The sequence below is a fragment of the Streptomyces sp. HUAS MG56 genome (assembly GCF_058673395.1).
In genome coordinates this window covers 7,781,235-7,796,506 of record NZ_CM178722.1, presented here as the reverse complement: position 1 = coordinate 7,796,506, position 15,272 = coordinate 7,781,235, and the positions used below count along the sequence as shown (strand labels likewise).

Annotated in this window: 15 protein-coding genes; 2 read left to right on the top strand and 13 right to left on the bottom strand. The window is 72.1% G+C overall.

Features of this window, described 5'->3' with window-relative positions; translation table 11 throughout:
- Window positions 1-47: 47 nt before the first annotated feature.
- The 4 genes from AC4OXY_RS36465 to AC4OXY_RS36450 form a co-directional block, all read right to left on the bottom strand.
- Window positions 48-851: an ATP-binding cassette domain-containing protein gene (locus tag AC4OXY_RS36465; protein WP_376287085.1), complete on the bottom strand. Its 804-nt coding sequence runs from the start codon at window positions 849-851 to the stop codon at window positions 48-50.
- Between the two features lie 20 nt (window positions 852-871).
- Window positions 872-1,900: an ABC transporter permease gene (locus AC4OXY_RS36460; RefSeq protein ID WP_356025256.1), complete on the bottom strand. Its 1,029-nt coding sequence runs from the start codon at window positions 1,898-1,900 to the stop codon at window positions 872-874.
- Window positions 1,897-2,901, bottom strand: a complete 1,005-nt coding sequence (locus tag AC4OXY_RS36455; RefSeq protein ID WP_362820751.1) for a sugar ABC transporter substrate-binding protein — start codon at window positions 2,899-2,901, stop codon at window positions 1,897-1,899. The genes AC4OXY_RS36460 and AC4OXY_RS36455 overlap by 4 nt, the downstream gene beginning before the upstream one ends.
- Before the next feature lie 166 nt (window positions 2,902-3,067).
- Window positions 3,068-3,817: a GntR family transcriptional regulator gene (locus tag AC4OXY_RS36450; RefSeq protein WP_491994691.1), complete on the bottom strand. Its 750-nt coding sequence runs from the start codon at window positions 3,815-3,817 to the stop codon at window positions 3,068-3,070.
- A gap of 118 nt (window positions 3,818-3,935) precedes the next feature.
- Between AC4OXY_RS36450 and AC4OXY_RS36445 the strand changes: the two genes are divergently transcribed.
- A complete protein-coding gene (locus AC4OXY_RS36445) occupies window positions 3,936-4,958 on the top strand; it encodes a Gfo/Idh/MocA family protein (RefSeq protein WP_362820750.1) in 1,023 nt (340 codons plus the stop codon).
- An 80-nt stretch (window positions 4,959-5,038) separates the two neighbouring features.
- Here the strand turns inward: AC4OXY_RS36445 and AC4OXY_RS36440 are convergent, their stop codons facing one another.
- The 9 genes from AC4OXY_RS36440 to allB all read right to left on the bottom strand — a co-directional run bounded on the left by AC4OXY_RS36440 (window position 5,039) and on the right by allB (window position 14,176).
- A complete protein-coding gene (locus AC4OXY_RS36440) occupies window positions 5,039-6,223 on the bottom strand; it encodes a cytochrome P450 family protein (RefSeq protein ID WP_362820749.1) in 1,185 nt (394 codons plus the stop codon).
- A 98-nt stretch (window positions 6,224-6,321) separates the two neighbouring features.
- Window positions 6,322-6,993 carry a response regulator gene (locus AC4OXY_RS36435; RefSeq protein WP_491991727.1) on the bottom strand — a complete coding sequence of 224 codons (672 nt, stop codon included), beginning with the start codon at window positions 6,991-6,993 and terminating at the stop codon, window positions 6,322-6,324.
- Window positions 6,994-7,038: 45 nt separating this feature from the next.
- Window positions 7,039-8,307 (bottom strand): sensor histidine kinase, encoded by a 1,269-nt coding sequence (locus AC4OXY_RS36430; protein WP_491991726.1) that lies wholly within the window; start codon window positions 8,305-8,307, stop codon window positions 7,039-7,041.
- Between the two features lie 205 nt (window positions 8,308-8,512).
- Window positions 8,513-8,908, bottom strand: a complete 396-nt coding sequence (locus AC4OXY_RS36425; RefSeq protein WP_356025205.1) for a guanyl-specific ribonuclease — start codon at window positions 8,906-8,908, stop codon at window positions 8,513-8,515.
- A gap of 85 nt (window positions 8,909-8,993) precedes the next feature.
- Window positions 8,994-9,905, bottom strand: a complete 912-nt coding sequence (locus AC4OXY_RS36420; protein WP_402064238.1) for a DMT family transporter — start codon at window positions 9,903-9,905, stop codon at window positions 8,994-8,996.
- Window positions 9,906-10,030: 125 nt separating this feature from the next.
- Window positions 10,031-10,657, bottom strand: coding sequence for a dihydrofolate reductase family protein (locus AC4OXY_RS36415; protein ID WP_362820730.1), 627 nt, complete (start codon window positions 10,655-10,657; stop codon window positions 10,031-10,033).
- Window positions 10,658-10,731: 74 nt separating this feature from the next.
- A complete protein-coding gene (locus AC4OXY_RS36410; protein WP_376286366.1) occupies window positions 10,732-11,556 on the bottom strand; it encodes an AIM24 family protein in 825 nt (274 codons plus the stop codon).
- A 121-nt stretch (window positions 11,557-11,677) separates the two neighbouring features.
- Window positions 11,678-12,793 (bottom strand): allantoicase, encoded by a 1,116-nt coding sequence (gene alc / locus AC4OXY_RS36405; RefSeq protein ID WP_376286369.1) that lies wholly within the window; start codon window positions 12,791-12,793, stop codon window positions 11,678-11,680.
- A gap of 45 nt (window positions 12,794-12,838) precedes the next feature.
- Window positions 12,839-14,176, bottom strand: coding sequence for an allantoinase AllB (gene allB / locus AC4OXY_RS36400; protein ID WP_362820727.1), 1,338 nt, complete (start codon window positions 14,174-14,176; stop codon window positions 12,839-12,841).
- A 273-nt stretch (window positions 14,177-14,449) separates the two neighbouring features.
- Here allB and AC4OXY_RS36395 point away from each other — a divergent pair, with 273 nt between their 5' ends.
- Window positions 14,450-15,244: an IclR family transcriptional regulator gene (locus AC4OXY_RS36395; protein WP_362820726.1), complete on the top strand. Its 795-nt coding sequence runs from the start codon at window positions 14,450-14,452 to the stop codon at window positions 15,242-15,244.
- Window positions 15,245-15,272: the final 28 nt, after the last annotated feature.

Below are 15,272 nucleotides of genomic sequence, written 5' to 3'. Positions count from 1 at the left end.
GCCGCGGAGCCGCACATCGATGCGGCCCCGCGCCCCGGTGGGCTCGCTCAGGTTCGCCGCAGTTCGTGGACCAGGGCGTCCAGGTCGGAGCCTCCCGCCATCTGCTGGGTCAGCTCGTCCAGCGATATCCCGTCCCGTGTGTGATTGCCCACCATCGTGCCCCGGCGCAGCAGGACGAACCTGTCCCCCACCAGGTACGCGTGATGCGGGTTGTGGGTGATCAGAACGACGCCCAGGCCCTCGTCACGTGCCGCGGCCACATATTTCAGGACCACACCGGACTGCTTCACGCCCAGTGCCGCCGTCGGTTCGTCCAGGACCAGGACCTTCGCACCGAAGTGGACCGCGCGGGCGATCGCCACGCACTGGCGTTCGCCGCCGGACAGGGTGCCGATGGGCTGGTCGACGTCGCGCAGGTCGATGCCCATGCGGAGCAGGGCCTCGCGGGTGGTGCGGCGCATGAGGGCGGTGTCCAGGCGCTTGAAGGGGCCGGCGCCCTTGCGGGGCTCGGAGCCCAGGAAGAAGTTGCGCCAGACCGGCATCAGCGGGACGACGGCGAGGTCCTGGTAGACCGTGGCGATGCCCCGGTCCAGGGCGTCGCGCGGGGAGGTCAGGCGGGTCTCCTCGCCCTCGATGCGCAGGGTTCCGGCGTCGTGGCCGTGCAGGCCGGCGATCATCTTGATCAGGGTCGACTTGCCGGCGCCGTTGTCGCCGAGGACGCAGGTGATCTCGCCCGCGTGGACCTCCAGCGAGACGCCCTCCAGCGCGCGTACGTTGCCGTACTGCTTGGCCACGTCGGTCAGCTCGACCAGCGGCGTGCGCCCGGTGTCCCCGGCCGTGCCGCCGCTCATGTCGTCCGTCACGTCGTCGGTCATGCCGTCGCCTCCGCGCGCCCTCGGACCCAGTGGTTGAGCAGGGTCGCGAGGAGCAGCATCGCTCCGAGGAAGAACTTGAACCAGTCCGGGTTCCACTCGGCGAAGACGATGCCCTTGCTGGTCATGCCGAAGAGGAGGGCGCCCACGGCCGAGCCGATCGCGCTGCCGTAGCCGCCGGTGATCAGGCAGCCGCCGATGACGGCCGCGATGATGTAGATCAGCTCGTTGCCGACGCCCTCGCCGGACTGGACGGCGTCGAAGGAGAAGAGCAGGTGCTGGCCGGAGATCCAGGCGCCGAACGCGACGCCCATGTACAGGCCGATCTTGGTCGCCGTGACCGGGACGCCGACCGCACGGGCAGCGTCCTGGTTGCCGCCGACGGCGAAGATCCAGTTGCCGGCGCGGGTGCGCAGCAGGATCCAGGAGGCCACGGCCACCAGGGCGAGCCACCACAGGATGGTGACCTTGACGTCGACCCCGCCGATGGTGAGCGTCGAGGCGAAGACGGCGTGGGCGGCGGGGAAGCCCTCCATGTCCCCGATGGTCTTGGTGGACACGGTGCCGTCGATCAGCTTGGTGAAGCCGAGGTTCAGGCCGGTCAGCATCAGGAAGGTGCCCAGCGTGACGATGAAGCTGGGCAGCTTGGTGCGGGTGAGCATGAAGCCGTTGAAGGCGCCGACGGCCAGCGTCACGAGGAGGGACACGCCGACGCCGACCCAGGTGTTGGCCGTCATCTGGTAGCTGAACATCGAGGAGATCAGCGCCGAGGACGTCACCAGGACACCGGCCGACAGGTCGAACTCGCCGCCGATCATCAGCAGCGCCACCGGTACGGCCATGATCCCGATGGTCGAGGAGGCGTACAGGACCGTGCTGAGGCTGCCGGCGTCGAGGAAGCCGTCGGCGGTGACGGCGAAGAAGACGAGGACGGCGAGCGCGCCGACGACCGAGCCCAGTTCCGGCCGGGCGAGGAGCTTCTTCAGCGGAGACGTCCGCAGAATCCTTTCATCGACGGAGGTGCTCATCGGGTGCCCCGCTCGGTGTACGCGGCCAGCGCGGACGCCTGGTCCTTGGTGACGATCTGCGGGCCGGTCAGCACGGGCCTGCCGCCGCCGAGGACGTCGCCGTTGTACTTGTAGGCCCACAGCAGGTCGACCGCCTCGTAGCCCTGGAGGTACGGCTGCTGGTCCACGGCGAAGCCGAGGGTGCCGTTCTTCAGTTCGGCGGCGACCTGGGCGTTGAGGTCGAAGGTGTCGATCTCGGCCTTGCTGCCCGCGTCGCCCTTCGCCTTCACGGCGGTGTCGGCGTACGGCGCGCCGAGGGTGACGACCGAGTCGATGGACGTGTCGGCCTGGAGCTTGGCCTCGATCGCGGACTGCACGTCGGGCATGTTCGTGCCGTTGACGTAGAGCTTCTGGAGCGTGCCGTGGAAGGTCTTGGCCACGCCGTCGCAGCGCTGCTCGTGGCCGACGTTGCCCTGCTCGTGCAGCACGCACAGGGCCTTCTTCCTCCCGCGCGCGTTCAGCTCGTCACCGACGGCCTCGCCCGCGACGGACTCGTCCTGGCCGATGTGCGTGAGGGCGCCGAAGGCCTTGGACTCCTCGGAGCCGGAGTTCACCGTGATCACCGGGATGCCGGCCTTCTCGGCGCGGGCCACGGCCGCCTTCATCGCGTCCGGCTTGGCGAGGGTGACGATGATTCCGTCGACCTTCTTGTCCACGGCCGCGTCCACCAGCTGCGCCTGCTGCTGGGCCTGGTCGTCGTGGGAGTACAGGAAGTTGATGTTGTCCTTGACGGCGGCCTGCCGGGCGCCGTTCTGCACGATGTCCCAGAAGGTGTCGCCGTCTCCGGAGTGGGTGATCATCGCGAAGGTCCAGCGCGGGGTGTTCACCGCCGCCCTGCCCTGGGCGGCCGCGGCCTTGCGGGCGTCCTCGGCCCGTTTGCCGCCGGTGCTGCTGCACGCCCCCAGGGACAGCGAAACTGCCCCCGTCAGTGCGATGACTGCCCAGGTCCGAAACCGTGCCACGAGGCCGTGCCCTTCTTGCCGTGTTCATACGTGCGGAAGGGGCCGACGATCAGTCCTCAGCGGCCCCAAATAATCCAGTATCGAACACCATGAACACTCGTGACAGGGCAGGGGGTGCGGCCGCGGACCTATTGTCCGGACATTGTGAGGAGTTCGAGGGCTCGGGTCACGGCCGTACGAGCAGCTGGAACTCGAAGGAGTAGCGGCTCGGGCGGTAGGTGTGGTCGCCGAACTCGACCGCCCGGCCGGTGTCGTCGAACGTGGTGCGCTGCATGGTGAGCAGCGGGGCGCCCTCGGCCTCGGCGAGCCGATCGGCCTCGGCGGCCGTGGCGCCGCGGGCCCCGATGGACTGGCGGGCGCTGTGCAGGGTGATCCCGGCGGCGCGCATCAGCCGGTACAGGCCGGTGGCCTCCAGCTGCCCGGTGTCCAGGTCGAGCAGGCCGGTCGGCAGGTGGTTGACCAGGTACGCCATCGGTTCGCCGTGCGCGAGCCGCAGCCGCTCGATGCGGTGCACGTCGTCGCCCTCGGCGACACCGAGCGCGGCGGCGACCGCGGCGGAGGCCGGTACGACGGTGTTGACCAGCACCTTGGTGGCGGGGCGCTGGCCGGCCGCCTCCAGGTCGTCGTAGAGGCTGCTCAGCTCCAGCGGGCGCTTGACCTGGCTGTGCACGACCTGGGTGCCGACGCCTCTGCGGCGCACGAGCAGTCCCTTGTCGACCAGGGACTGGATGGCCTGCCGGACGGTCGGCCGGGACAGGCCGAGCCGTGCGGCCAGCTCGATCTCGTTGCCCAGCAGACTGCCCGGGGTGAGGCTGCCGTGCTCGATCGCGGCCTCCAGCTGCTGGGAGAGCTGGAAGTACAGGGGCACCGGCGAACTACGGTCCACACGGAGGTCGAGCGCGACGGTCGGGTCCACATCTGGTTTCGGCACGGGGCTGAGCGTAGCCGTGTGATGGGTTGACGGGAAGTTGTGTAGTCCGATTGTCCGGACATACGCATTGACAGCGCGCGGGGTCCGCCCTCACTTTGTTTCCATGCGCATCGGGGTCATCGGTACGGGCCGCATCGGCACCCTTCACGCGAGAACGCTCAGCCGCCACCGCGAGGTCGGCTCGCTGATCCTGACGGACGCGGATCCAGCGCGGGCCCAGGAACTGGCGCACCGGCTGGGCGAGACGGCGGCCCCGGGGGTGGACGAGATCTACACCTGGGGCGTGGACGCGGTGGTGATCACCACAGCGACGGCGGCGCACGCCGCACTGATCGGCCGGGCGGCGCGCTCGGGCCTGCCGGTCTTCTGCGAGAAGCCGATCGCGCTCGACCTGCCCGGCACCCTGCACGCGCTCACCGAGGTGGAGAGCGCCGGAACGATCCTTCAGATGGGGTTCCAGCGGCGCTTCGACGCGGGGTACGCCGGTGCCCGGGAGGCGGTGCGCTCGGGACGGCTCGGGCGGCTGCACACCGTACGGGCGCTGACCTGCGACCCGGCCCCTCCCCCGGCCGACTGGCTGCGGCTGTCCGGCGGGCTCTTCCGGGACACGCTGATCCACGACGCCGACGTGCTGCGCTGGGTGACCGGCCGTGAGGTGGTGGACGTGTACGCCGCCGGGTCGGACGCCGGGCCCGCGATGTTCCGCGAGGCCGGTGACGTGGCCACCGGCGCGGCCCTGCTCACCCTGGACGACGGCACGCTGGCCACGGTGAGCGCGACCCGGCTGAACGGCGCCGGCTACGACGTGCGCATGGAACTCGCCGGAGAGCGGGACACGGCCGTGGTGGGCCTGGACGACCGTACGCCGCTCGCCTCGACCGAGCCGACCGGGCCGCCGCCCGCGGACAAGCCGTGGACGGGCTTCCTGGAGCGGTTCGGGCCCGCCTACGAGGCCGAGCTGAACGCCTTCGTCGACGTGGTGCGCGGCGAGCGGCCGAACCCCTGCGACGGCCGTGAGGCCCTCCAGGCGCTGCGGATCGCCGAGGCCTGCGAGATCTCCCGGCGCGAGCGGCGCCCGGTGGCCCTCGCGGAGGTCCCGGACCGGGCGCAGCCGTCGTACGGCTGAGGGCGGATCGGCGCGGGGCCGGGGGCCTGTCGTGCGCCTCGCTCGACTCGCTCCCCCAGCCTTCGGCCGTCAGCGGCCGGTCACCAGCGCACCGGGAGGCTGCGCATTCCCCTCATCAGCAGGCCCGGCAGCCACTCGCCCGGGGTGCCGTCGAGCGCGAGGCCCGGGGCGCGCCGCAGGAGGGTGCCGATGGCGATGCGGCCCTCCAGGCGGGCCAGGGGTGCGCCGAGGCAGTAGTGGATGCCGTGGCCGAAGGCAAGGTGGCCCCGGGTGTCGCGGCGGATGTCGAAGCGGTCGGGGTCGTCGTAGCGGGCGTCGTCGCGCTGGGCGGCGGTGAGGCCGACCACCACGTGCTCGCCCTTGCCGATCGGTGTGCCGGCGATCTCCAGGGGCTCGGCGGCGAAGCGGTACGTGGCGCTGTGCACCGGGCCCTCGTAGCGCAGCATCTCCTCCACTGCGCCGTCCAGGAGGCTCATGTCGGCCCGCAGGGCAGCGAGTTGGCCGGGGTGGGTGAGGAGGGCGTGGACGCCGTTGCCGATGAGGTTGACGGTGGTCTCGTGGCCGGCGATCAGCAACAGGAAGGCCATGCCGCGCAGTTCCTGTGCGGAGAGCCGGTCGCCGTCCTCGGCGGTAGTGCGGATCAGGTCGCTCAGCAGGTCGTCGGTGGGGGCCGAGCTGCGCTTGTCCTCGATCAGCTCGGTGAGGTACTCGCCGAGGCGGACCACCGCGTCCTGCTCGGCCTCCCCGTCGGCCGGCGCGACCACCGCGGTGGACGTCTTGCGGAACTCCGCGCGGTCCATGTGCGGGACGCCGAGCAGTTCGCAGATGACCGTGATGGGCAGCGGGTAGGCGAGGGAGCCGATGAGGTCGGCGCGGCCCGCCGGGAGCATCTCGTCCAGCAGCTCGTCGGTGATCTGCTGGATCCGCGGGCGCAGTTGCTCCACCCGGCGCATCGTGAACGCGCGCGTGACGAGAGCGCGCAGCCGGGTGTGCTGGGGCGGATCGGTGGCCAGCAGGTGATCGCCGACCATCTCCCGCTCCATGACGGTCACGCCGATCTTGCTGGTGTCCTTGGCCAGCCGGGGGTCGGCGAGGGCCGCCCGCGCCTCCTCGTACCCGACGACCAGCCAGGCGTCCTCGCCCCAGCCGGGCAGCCGGACACGGTGCACGGGGCCCTGCCCGCGCAGCCGGGCGTACACCGGGTGCGGGTCCTCGTGCAGCGCTTGCTCGAACTCCCCCAGATCGACCGTCTGTTGCCTGTCCACAGCTCCCCTTCCGGACTCCCCCGAGGCCCACCGGACGTCCGCCGGTACCGGGACAACGCACGGCACACGACGTAAGTGCCCGTCCCCGGCGCCCGTCTTCAGTGCCCGTCCTCGTCGAGCAGTCCCGCGTCGTAGGCGAGCAGGGCGATCTGGACCCGGTTGTTGAGGCCGAGCTTGGCGAGGATGCGCGAGACGTGGGTCTTGACGGTGGCCACGCTCATGAAGAGCTCGGCGGCGATCTGGGCGTTGGCCAGGCCCCCGCCGACGAAGACGGCGACCTCCCGCTCACGGTCGTTGAGTGCGGCGAGCCGCTCACGCGCGCGTGTCCGGCGGGAGTCGGCGGCGGTGCCCGCCGCGTGCCGCATCAGCTGGCGGGTGACGGCGGGCGACAGCACCGGCTCCCCGGCGGCGACCCTGCGCACGGCGTCGACGATCTCGGCGGGCGCGGTGTCCTTCAGGACGAACCCGGCGGCGCCCGCACGCAGGGCGTGCAGCGCCTGGTCGTCCGCGTGGAAGGTGGTGAGCACCACGACCTGCGGGGCGTCCGCACGCGCGCGCAGCAGCCGGGTCGCGGCGAGCCCGTCCACCGACGGCATACGGATGTCCATCAGGACGACGTCGGGCCGGGTGCGCCCGACGAGTTCCTCGACCTCGGCGCCGTCGGCGGCCTCCCCGACGATCTCGATGTCCTCGGCCCCGCCCATCATCAGCGCGAGTCCGGCGCGCACCAAGGGGTCGTCGTCCACGAGGAGGAGTCTGATCGGCGTCATGGGCCCAACGTAATCACGGTTCGCGCGGCCCGTGGCCCCGTCCGTTCACCCCCAGGGCAGCCAGGCCCGGATCTCGAAGCCGCCGTCGGGTGTGGTGCCGTGCTGCAGGCGGCCGCCGGCCAGGGTCGCGCGTTCGGTGAGGCCGATCAGGCCCTGGCCGGAGCCGGGGACGGGCGGGGCCTCGGACTCGGGCGGCGGGTTGGTGACGGTGATCGCGAGGCCGTCGCCGCCGGCGCCGGTGAGGCGGAGGGTGACCTCGGCGCCGGGGGCGTGCTTGCGGGCGTTGGTCAGGGCCTCCTGCGCGATGCGGTACGCGGTGCGGCCGACGGAGGCGGGTACGGCGCCGGGGTCGGCGACGCGATGGTCGAGCGTGATCTTCATACCGGCCTCGCGGCACTCGGCGACGAGCGGTTCGAGCGCGGCGAGCGTGGGCTGCGGGCGGCCGCCCGCCGTGTCGTCCGAGCCGCCGGTGCGCAGCACCCCGATGATCTCCCGCAGGTCCTGGAGGGCCTCGTGGGAGCTCTCCCGGATGACACCGGCGGCCCGCACGATCTCCTCCCGCGGCGCGTCCGGCCGGAACTCCAGGGCTCCGGCGTGCACGCTCAGCAGGGTCAGCCGGTGGGCGAGCACGTCGTGCATCTCGCGGGCGATGTCCTCGCGGGCGAGGCGCTGCGCCTGCTCGGCGCGCAGCCGCGCCTCGGTCTCCGCCCGGTGGGCCCGGTCCCGGAGGCTCAGCATCAGCAGCCGCTTGGAGCGCACGAACATGCCCCAGCCGACGACGCAGACGGTGAGCAGCAGCGCGAAGACCAGGGAGGCGAGGTACGGCAGCCCGCTCTCGGGGCGCAGCCAGTAGTAGAGGGGGGCGAGGGCGAGGGTGGCGCCGGCGGTCCAGGCGACGTACCGGAAGGGCCGGTGCACGGCGACGGTGAACAGGGAGGCCAGTTCGGCCCAGCCCGCGGTCGAGGAGACGAAGCCGACGGCGATCATCGCGACGGCGAGCCCGACCGGCCAGCGGCGGCGCACCCAGACCGCGAGGCAGGCGAGGCCGCCCAGCACCACATCGGCGGCGACGAGCCCCCTGGGCACGTCGGGGTGCTGCACCAGGGACAGCGCGGTCACCAGGTACAGCAGGACGACCATCAGGAAGCAGCAGGTGTCGACGGCCCAGTCCCGGGCCGTGCGCCGTGGCCGGCGGCCCTCGGGGACCGCGTCCGGGTCCAGTTCCCGCACCACGGCCGACGGGAGCATCCAGCGGCGCAGCCCGTTCCCGGGGACGGGCACCGGCTGGGGTCGGTCTTCAGTCACGATCGACAAATCTACGCAGAGCCCACCCCTGCCCGCCGCCCCGCGCGCGGGATCGGCTACCAAAGTCGCGAGATCGCCGACTTTCGTACGGCTCCGCGCCGCGGGCATCGGCCCGGACGCCGCTCGCCCCGCGGCCCGGAGTGGGGGGAGGGCCGCGGGGCGAGACGTACGGTTCAGCTATGTCGCGTTGTTCTTCCGGGTTCCGTCGGCCGGCTCAGCAGCCGAAGTCGACCAGGTTGAACGTCGCGTAGTGGTCGGAGGTGTAGTAGTCCTCCTGGGACTGCTCACCGGTGACGATGCGCCGGGCGCCGCGCGTGGGCGAACCGGGCGTGATCACGGTGTACTCGTGGTAGTACCCGGACGACTGGCTGGGCAGGACGCCTTCGCGGTTGGAGAAGACGACGCCGTCCTGCGAGTACGGGTACGGGCCGCCCTGGGCGATCAGGTCCAGGGTGTCGTGAGCCTGCGACGGCAGGGCGCTGTAGCAGATGCTGCCGACCGAGTCGGCCGCGGCGTTCGCCGAGGTGGCGGAGACGGTGCCGCCGACGACGAGGGCGGACAGGAGCGCGGCGGCGGCGCCGATGCGAGTGGCACGTGGGGGGAATCTCATGCCCCCATGATGACGCGCGTAGACGTTGGCATGTCAACGACAAGGTTGAAGATTTTCCCTTCAAGTCCGCCGAGTTTTCAGAAAGTTAACCTGCCGCCCTGCGCCCCCACGCGGTCCCCGCGAGCACCAGCGCGCCCCCTGCCAGACCGAGCGCGCCGAGCCGTTCGCCGCCGAGCGCGATGCCGGTCGCGGCCGCCCACAGCGGTTCGGTGCCGAGCAGCAGCCCGACCCGCGAGGGGGACGTACGGCGCACCGCCCACATCTGCACGAAGAACGCGAACACCGTGCACAGCACGGCCAGGAACAGCAGCCCGGCCCAGTCCCGGGCGCCGAGGTCCGCCGCGACCGTCCAGGGCGCCGGGGTGCCGGAGAGGGCCGACAGCAGGGCGAAGACGGCCACGGACGCGCCGAGTTGGACCGTGGTGAGCGGCAGCGCGTCCGCTCCCTGTACGGCCCTGATGCGGGACATCGCGAGGACGTGCACGGTGCGGGCGAGCGCGGCGAGCAGCATCAGCAGGTCGCCGGACGAGGGCCGGGTGAAGCCGCCGCCCTGGGTGAGCAGGACGACGCCGAGGACCGACAGCAGCGCCGCGCCGAGGAAGGCCGGGGTGGGCCGGGTGCGGGTGACGGCGGCCTCGGCGAGCGGGGTGAAGATCATGGTGAGGCTGATGATCAGGCCGGCGTTGGTCGCCGAGGTGTGGACGACGCCGTAGGTCTCCAGCAGGAAGATCCCGCTGAGGATCAGCCCGAGCAGGGCCGCGCCGCGCCACTGGGCGCCGGTGAGCGCGCGCAGGGCACGGCGGCCGGCGACGGCCAGGGCGGGCACGGCGAGCGCGAAGCGCAGGACGAGGACGGCGAGCACCGTACGGGCGGTGACGATGTCCTTCGCGGCGAGATAGCTGGCGCCCCAGCAGACCGCGACGAGCAGGACGGGCAGGTCGGTGTGCCAGGCGCGGCGGGGCGCGGCGGCGGCGCCCGGTACGGCGATCGAGGACATGCGGGCGGCTCTCCCGGTCTCCGGTGGGGGTGCGGAGACATCGGCGGCTCGCACGGGGCGGGCTCACCGTACCGGCGGCGACGATCTTCGGCCAGGGATTTGCCGGCCGGGGGTCGGGGCCGGCCTCAGGCGTCCTCGGGGAGGTCGTACGAGCCGTACTCCGGGTCGCCCGCCAGGTCGTACGTCTGGAGGGAGACGCCCGATCCGGTGACGCGGCCGCCGGTGTGCCGGAAGCGGGTCGGGGCCGTGCCGTCCGGGAACAGCCTGCGGCCGGAGCCGAGGACGACCGGGAAGGTCAGCAGGTGCAGGGTGTCGAGGAGGCGCAGGCCGATCAGGGAGCGGACGAGGGCGCCGCTGCCGTGCACCTGGAGTTCGCCGTCGGTGCGCTCCTTGAGGGCCTGGACCTCCTTGGCGAGGTCGCCGCCGAGCACCGTGGTGCCGGACCACCCGGGATCCTGGAGGGTGGTGGAGACGACGTACTTGGGCAGGGTGTTGAGACGGGAGGCGAAGGGGTTGGCCGGGTCGGTCACCCGCGGCCAGTAGGCGGCGAAGATGTCGTACGTACGGCGGCCGAGCAGGAAGGCGCCGGCGCGCTCGAAGACCTCGGTGACGAAGCGGCCGGAGTCGTCGTCGGCGAGCGGGAAGCTCCAGCCGCCTTGCGTGAAGCCGTCCCGGGTGTCCTCGCGGGGGCCGCCCGGCCCCTGGTAGACGCCGTCGAGGGTGACGAAGAGGGTGGAGACGAGCTTGCCCATGAGGGGTGCCTTCTTCCGGGTGCGGGGTCTGCTGTCACCACATCGGACCCCGCCGGCCCCCGGAACTCATCGGTTCAGCCCGCGTGCGTGGAGAACAGTCCGCCGGTCGGGCCCTGCTTGTCGCCGCCCTGGGCCTTCTTCAGGGCGTTGGCGAGGCTCTCGATGGTGAGGGACTGCAGGATCACCCGGCCGTTGCCCTCCAGGGTGGCCAGGGACAGGCCCTCGCCGCCGAAGACGGCGTTCATGAGTCCCTGGCGGTTGAGGCCGCCGATGCGCTGGACGCCGTACTGGATGCCCTCCTCGAAGGCGACCACGCAGCCGGTGTCGACCTCGATGCGGCCGCCGAAGTCGGCCGGGTTGAGGTCGATGAAGTTGCCCGCGCCGGCGATGATCACCGTGCCGTACCCGGTGAACTTCTCCAGGACGAAGCCCTCGCCGCCGCTCATGCCGGTGCGGCCGCCGGCGAAGGCGATGCCGAAGTCGACGGTGGACTCGGCGGCCACGAAGGCGTCCTTCTCGGCGAACCACGCGCGCGTGCCGTCGAGTTCCAGCGCGCGCATCTCGCCCGGGAGGACGCCCGCGAAGCCGACCGTGCCCTCGCCGCCCTGGGAGGTGAAGTACTGGAACGCCAGCGACTCGCCCGCGAGCACGCGCTGGCCCACCTGCATGGCGGTGCCCATGGCCTGGCGCAGCAGGCCGCCCATCCCGCCGCCCGCGCCGCCCTGTCCCTGCTGGCCGCCGCCGCCGTTTCCGGACGGACCGGACAGCCGCGTCTCCATGGTCACGTTCGTCGTCTTGAAGAGGAACTTCCCGGCCTCGCAGTACACGGTCTGGCCGGGTTGCAGGCTGACGACCGCCATCTGCATGGCGTTGCCGACGATCTCTTGCTGAAGGGTCACGTGGGGAAGAACGCCGGACACGGGCCCGTAAGTTCCGGGCGGCCGCAATCGGGTCCGTACGGGTGACACGCGGGGCGCCCGGTGCTGTCCAGGCCGGGGCGCCCCACGCGCGCGGGGTGGGTCAGCCGCCCAGTTCCTGGTGGCGGGCGGCGAGCCGGGCCGCGCCGTCCTCGGTCAGGGAGCCGAACAGCCGCAGGCGGGAGATGCCGCCGTCGGGGAAGATGTCCACGCGCGCGTGCGTGCCGACGGCCGGGGCGGGCAGCACGAAGCGGTGGTTGGTGTCGGGCTGGAGGCGGGTGCGGGGGACGATCTCCGTCCAGTCGCCGTCCTCGCCGTCCCGCACGGAGACCGACGCCCAGCCGGCGCTGTTGCCCTTCAGATAGGCGGTGTCGATCTCGATCGCGCGGATCCGGGACTGGGCGACCAGTTGGTAGCGGATCCAGTCGTTGCCCTGGTCACGGCGGCGGCGGGTCTCCCAGCCGTCGTCCATCTTGCGGGAGCGGCCCGGCTGGATGGTGTTGGTGGCCGGGGAGTAGAAGAGGTTGGAGGCGTCCTCGACCCGGCCGCCGTTCTCCAGCGCGACCACGTCGAAGGTGCCCAGCACCGACAGCCACGCGGGGTCGGGGACGACCTCGCCGTACACGCGCAGCCGCGCGATGCCGCCGTCGGGGTGCTGGTTGACGCGCAGGTGTGTGAAGCGCTGTTCGACGGATACGGCGAAGCCGTTCGCCGCGTGGCCGCCGACCGCGGTGCGCGGGACGATCGTCGTCCACTTCACGTCGTCGCCGAGCAGTTCCTCGGCAGAGGGCGAGCCGGGGACGGACGCGGCCTCGACGGAGACGGCCTGCGGGTAGTTGCCGCGGAAGTGGGCGGTGTCGACGACGATGCCGCGGATCACGCCGGGCGCGCCGAGGCGGACCAGCGCCCAGTCGTGGTCCTCGGCGGTCGGCCACGGGTGCTCCGCGGAGACTCCGCGCCGGCGGCGGGTCTCCCAGCCGTCCATGACCTTGCCCTTGTGGCCGAAGTGCTCGGGGTCGAACTCGGCCCGCTCGGGCACCAGCAGGTTCTCGCGCTGGGCGAAGAACTCGTCGTTGGCGGCGACCACGCCCGCGCCGAGCTGCCGGTCGGCGAGGTTGGCGTACTGGGTGAAGGGGAAGTCGGCGGTGCGGTAGTCGGCGTACGGGTCGCCGCCCGCGTAGGGGTTCGCGTCGCCGGTGAAGCTGGAGGTCGCCGTCACGGTGATCAGGGGTTCCTTTCCGGGAGTGGGCGGGGGCGGGGTGCGTTACTGGGGGCGGGCGAGCAGCGTGCCCTTCGGTTCGGTGAACTCGCCGTCGTGGGCGATGCGTTCGCCGCGCAGCCAGGTGGACTTCACGACGCCGTACAGGGTCTTGCCGGCGTACGCGGTGACGCGGTTGCGGTGCTGGAGGGCGGCCGGGTCAACGGTGAAGGTCTCGTCCGGGGCGAGGACGGCGAAGTCGGCGTCGCGGCCGGCCTCGATGGCACCCTTCTGGCCGAGGCCCGCCAGTGCGGCGGTCCGCGTGGACATCCAGCGCACGACGTCCTCCAGGCCGTGTCCCCGCGCGCGTGCCGCCGTCCACACGGCGGACAGGCTGAGCTGGAGGCCGGAGATGCCGCCCCAGGCGGTGGCGAAGTCGGCGGTCTTGAGGTCGGCGGTGGAGGGCGAGTGGTCGGTGACGACGCAGTCGATGGTGCCGTCGGCCAGCGCCTCCCAGAGCAGGTCCTGGTTGGCGGCCTCGCGTATGGGCGGGCAGCACTTGAACTCGCTGGCGCCGTCCGGGACTTCCTCGGCCGTGAGGGTGAGGTAGTGCGGACAGGTCTCCACGGTGATGCGGACGCCCTCGGCGCGGGCGGCGCGGATCAGCGGCAGCGCGTCGCTGGAGGACAGGTGCAGGACGTGCACGCGCGCGTGGAGCCGTTTCGCCTGCGCGACGAGGGTCGCGATGGCGGTGTCCTCGGCGTCGCGCGGGCGGGAGGCGAGGAAGTCGGTGTACTTCGGGCCGCCGTGCTGCGGGGCGGCGGCGAGGTGGTGGGGGTCCTCGGCGTGCACGATCAGCAGCCCGTCGAAGCCGGCGATCTCCGCCAGGGACCGGGCCAGCCGGTCCTGGTCGAGGTGCGGGAACTCGTCCACACCGGACGGGGACAGGAACGCCTTGAAGCCGAAGACGCCGGCGTCGTGCAGCGGGCGCAGGTCCTTGACGTTGTCGGGCAGGGCGCCGCCCCAGAAGCCGACGTCGATGTGCGCCTTGTCGCGCGCCACGTCCTGCTTCACCCGCAGGTGGTCCACGGTCGTGGTGGGCGGGAGGGAGTTGAGCGGCATGTCGATCAGCGTGGTGATGCCGCCGGCCGCCGCCGCGCGCGTGGCGGTCCAGAAGCCCTCCCACTCGGTGCGGCCCGGGTCGTTGACGTGCACGTGGGTGTCGACCAGGCCGGGCAGCAGGACGTGGTCGCCGACGTCCTCCAGCCGGGCGCCGGCGGGGACCTCGGCGTCGTACGGCAGGACGGCCGTGATCCTCCCGGCGGACACGGTGACCGTGGCGGCCCGCGTCCCCTCCGGAGTGATGACGCGCGTCGAGCGCAGGACCAGTTCAGCGTCGGACACCCGAACCCCTCTCTGTACCGCCGTTTTACGCCCAGGAAACGGGATGTACACCCACGTAACGGAATTCAACGTTCTGTTGAAGGAGTCTTCACTCCCGCTTCCGCGCCGTCAAGGGGCACACTTCTGGGCAGCACACCACACGCACCCACTCTGGACGTTTCCACAAAGCGGAATTAGAATTCCAGCAAGCAGAACGTAGCTACGTACAAGCGGGGAGTCAACCGACTGCCGGGTAGGCTTCTTCCCTCCCGCCAGTCCCGAAAGGAACGCGCCGTGCCGACGTCCAGCGCCAGCACCACCGACTCCGCCAAGTCCTCCGCCGGCGGCGGTGTCCAGTCCCTTGAGCGCGCCTTCGATCTGCTGGAGCGGATGGCGGACGCGGGCGGCGAGGTGGGCCTCAGCGAGCTGTCCGCGACCAGCGGGCTGCCGCTGCCGACCATCCACCGGCTGATGCGCACCCTGGTCGCCTGCGGCTACGTCCGCCAGCAGCCGAACCGGCGCTACGCCCTCGGCCCCCGCCTGATCCGGCTCGGCGAGTCGGCGTCCCGGCTGCTCGGCACCTGGGCGCGGCCGTATCTGGCGCGACTGGTCGAGGAGACCGGCGAGACGGCGAACATGGCGCTGCTGGACGGCGACGAGATCGTGTACGTGGCGCAGGTGCCGTCGAAGCACTCGATGCGGATGTTCACCGAGGTGGGCCGGCGGGTGCTCCCCCACTCCACCGGCGTCGGCAAGGCGCTGCTCGCCGGGGTGCCGGACGACGAGGTGCGGGCGCTGCTCGCCCGGACCGGGATGCCGGCCGCGACCGAGAAGACGATCACCACGCCCGACGGGTTCCTGGCGGCGCTGGACGAGGTACGGCAGCTGGGGTACGCGGTCGACGACAACGAGCAGGAGATCGGCGTGCGCTGCCTCGCGGTGTCCGTGCCGGAGTCTCCGACGGCCGCGGCGATCTCCATCTCGGGCCCGGCCGGCCGGGTGACCGAGGCCGCGACCGAGAAGATCGTGCCGGTGCTGCAGGGGATCGCGCTGGAGCTGTCCCAGGCGCTGGCGAGTTCGGGCGCGTAGCGGATACGGGCCCGCCCCCGGGGGAACC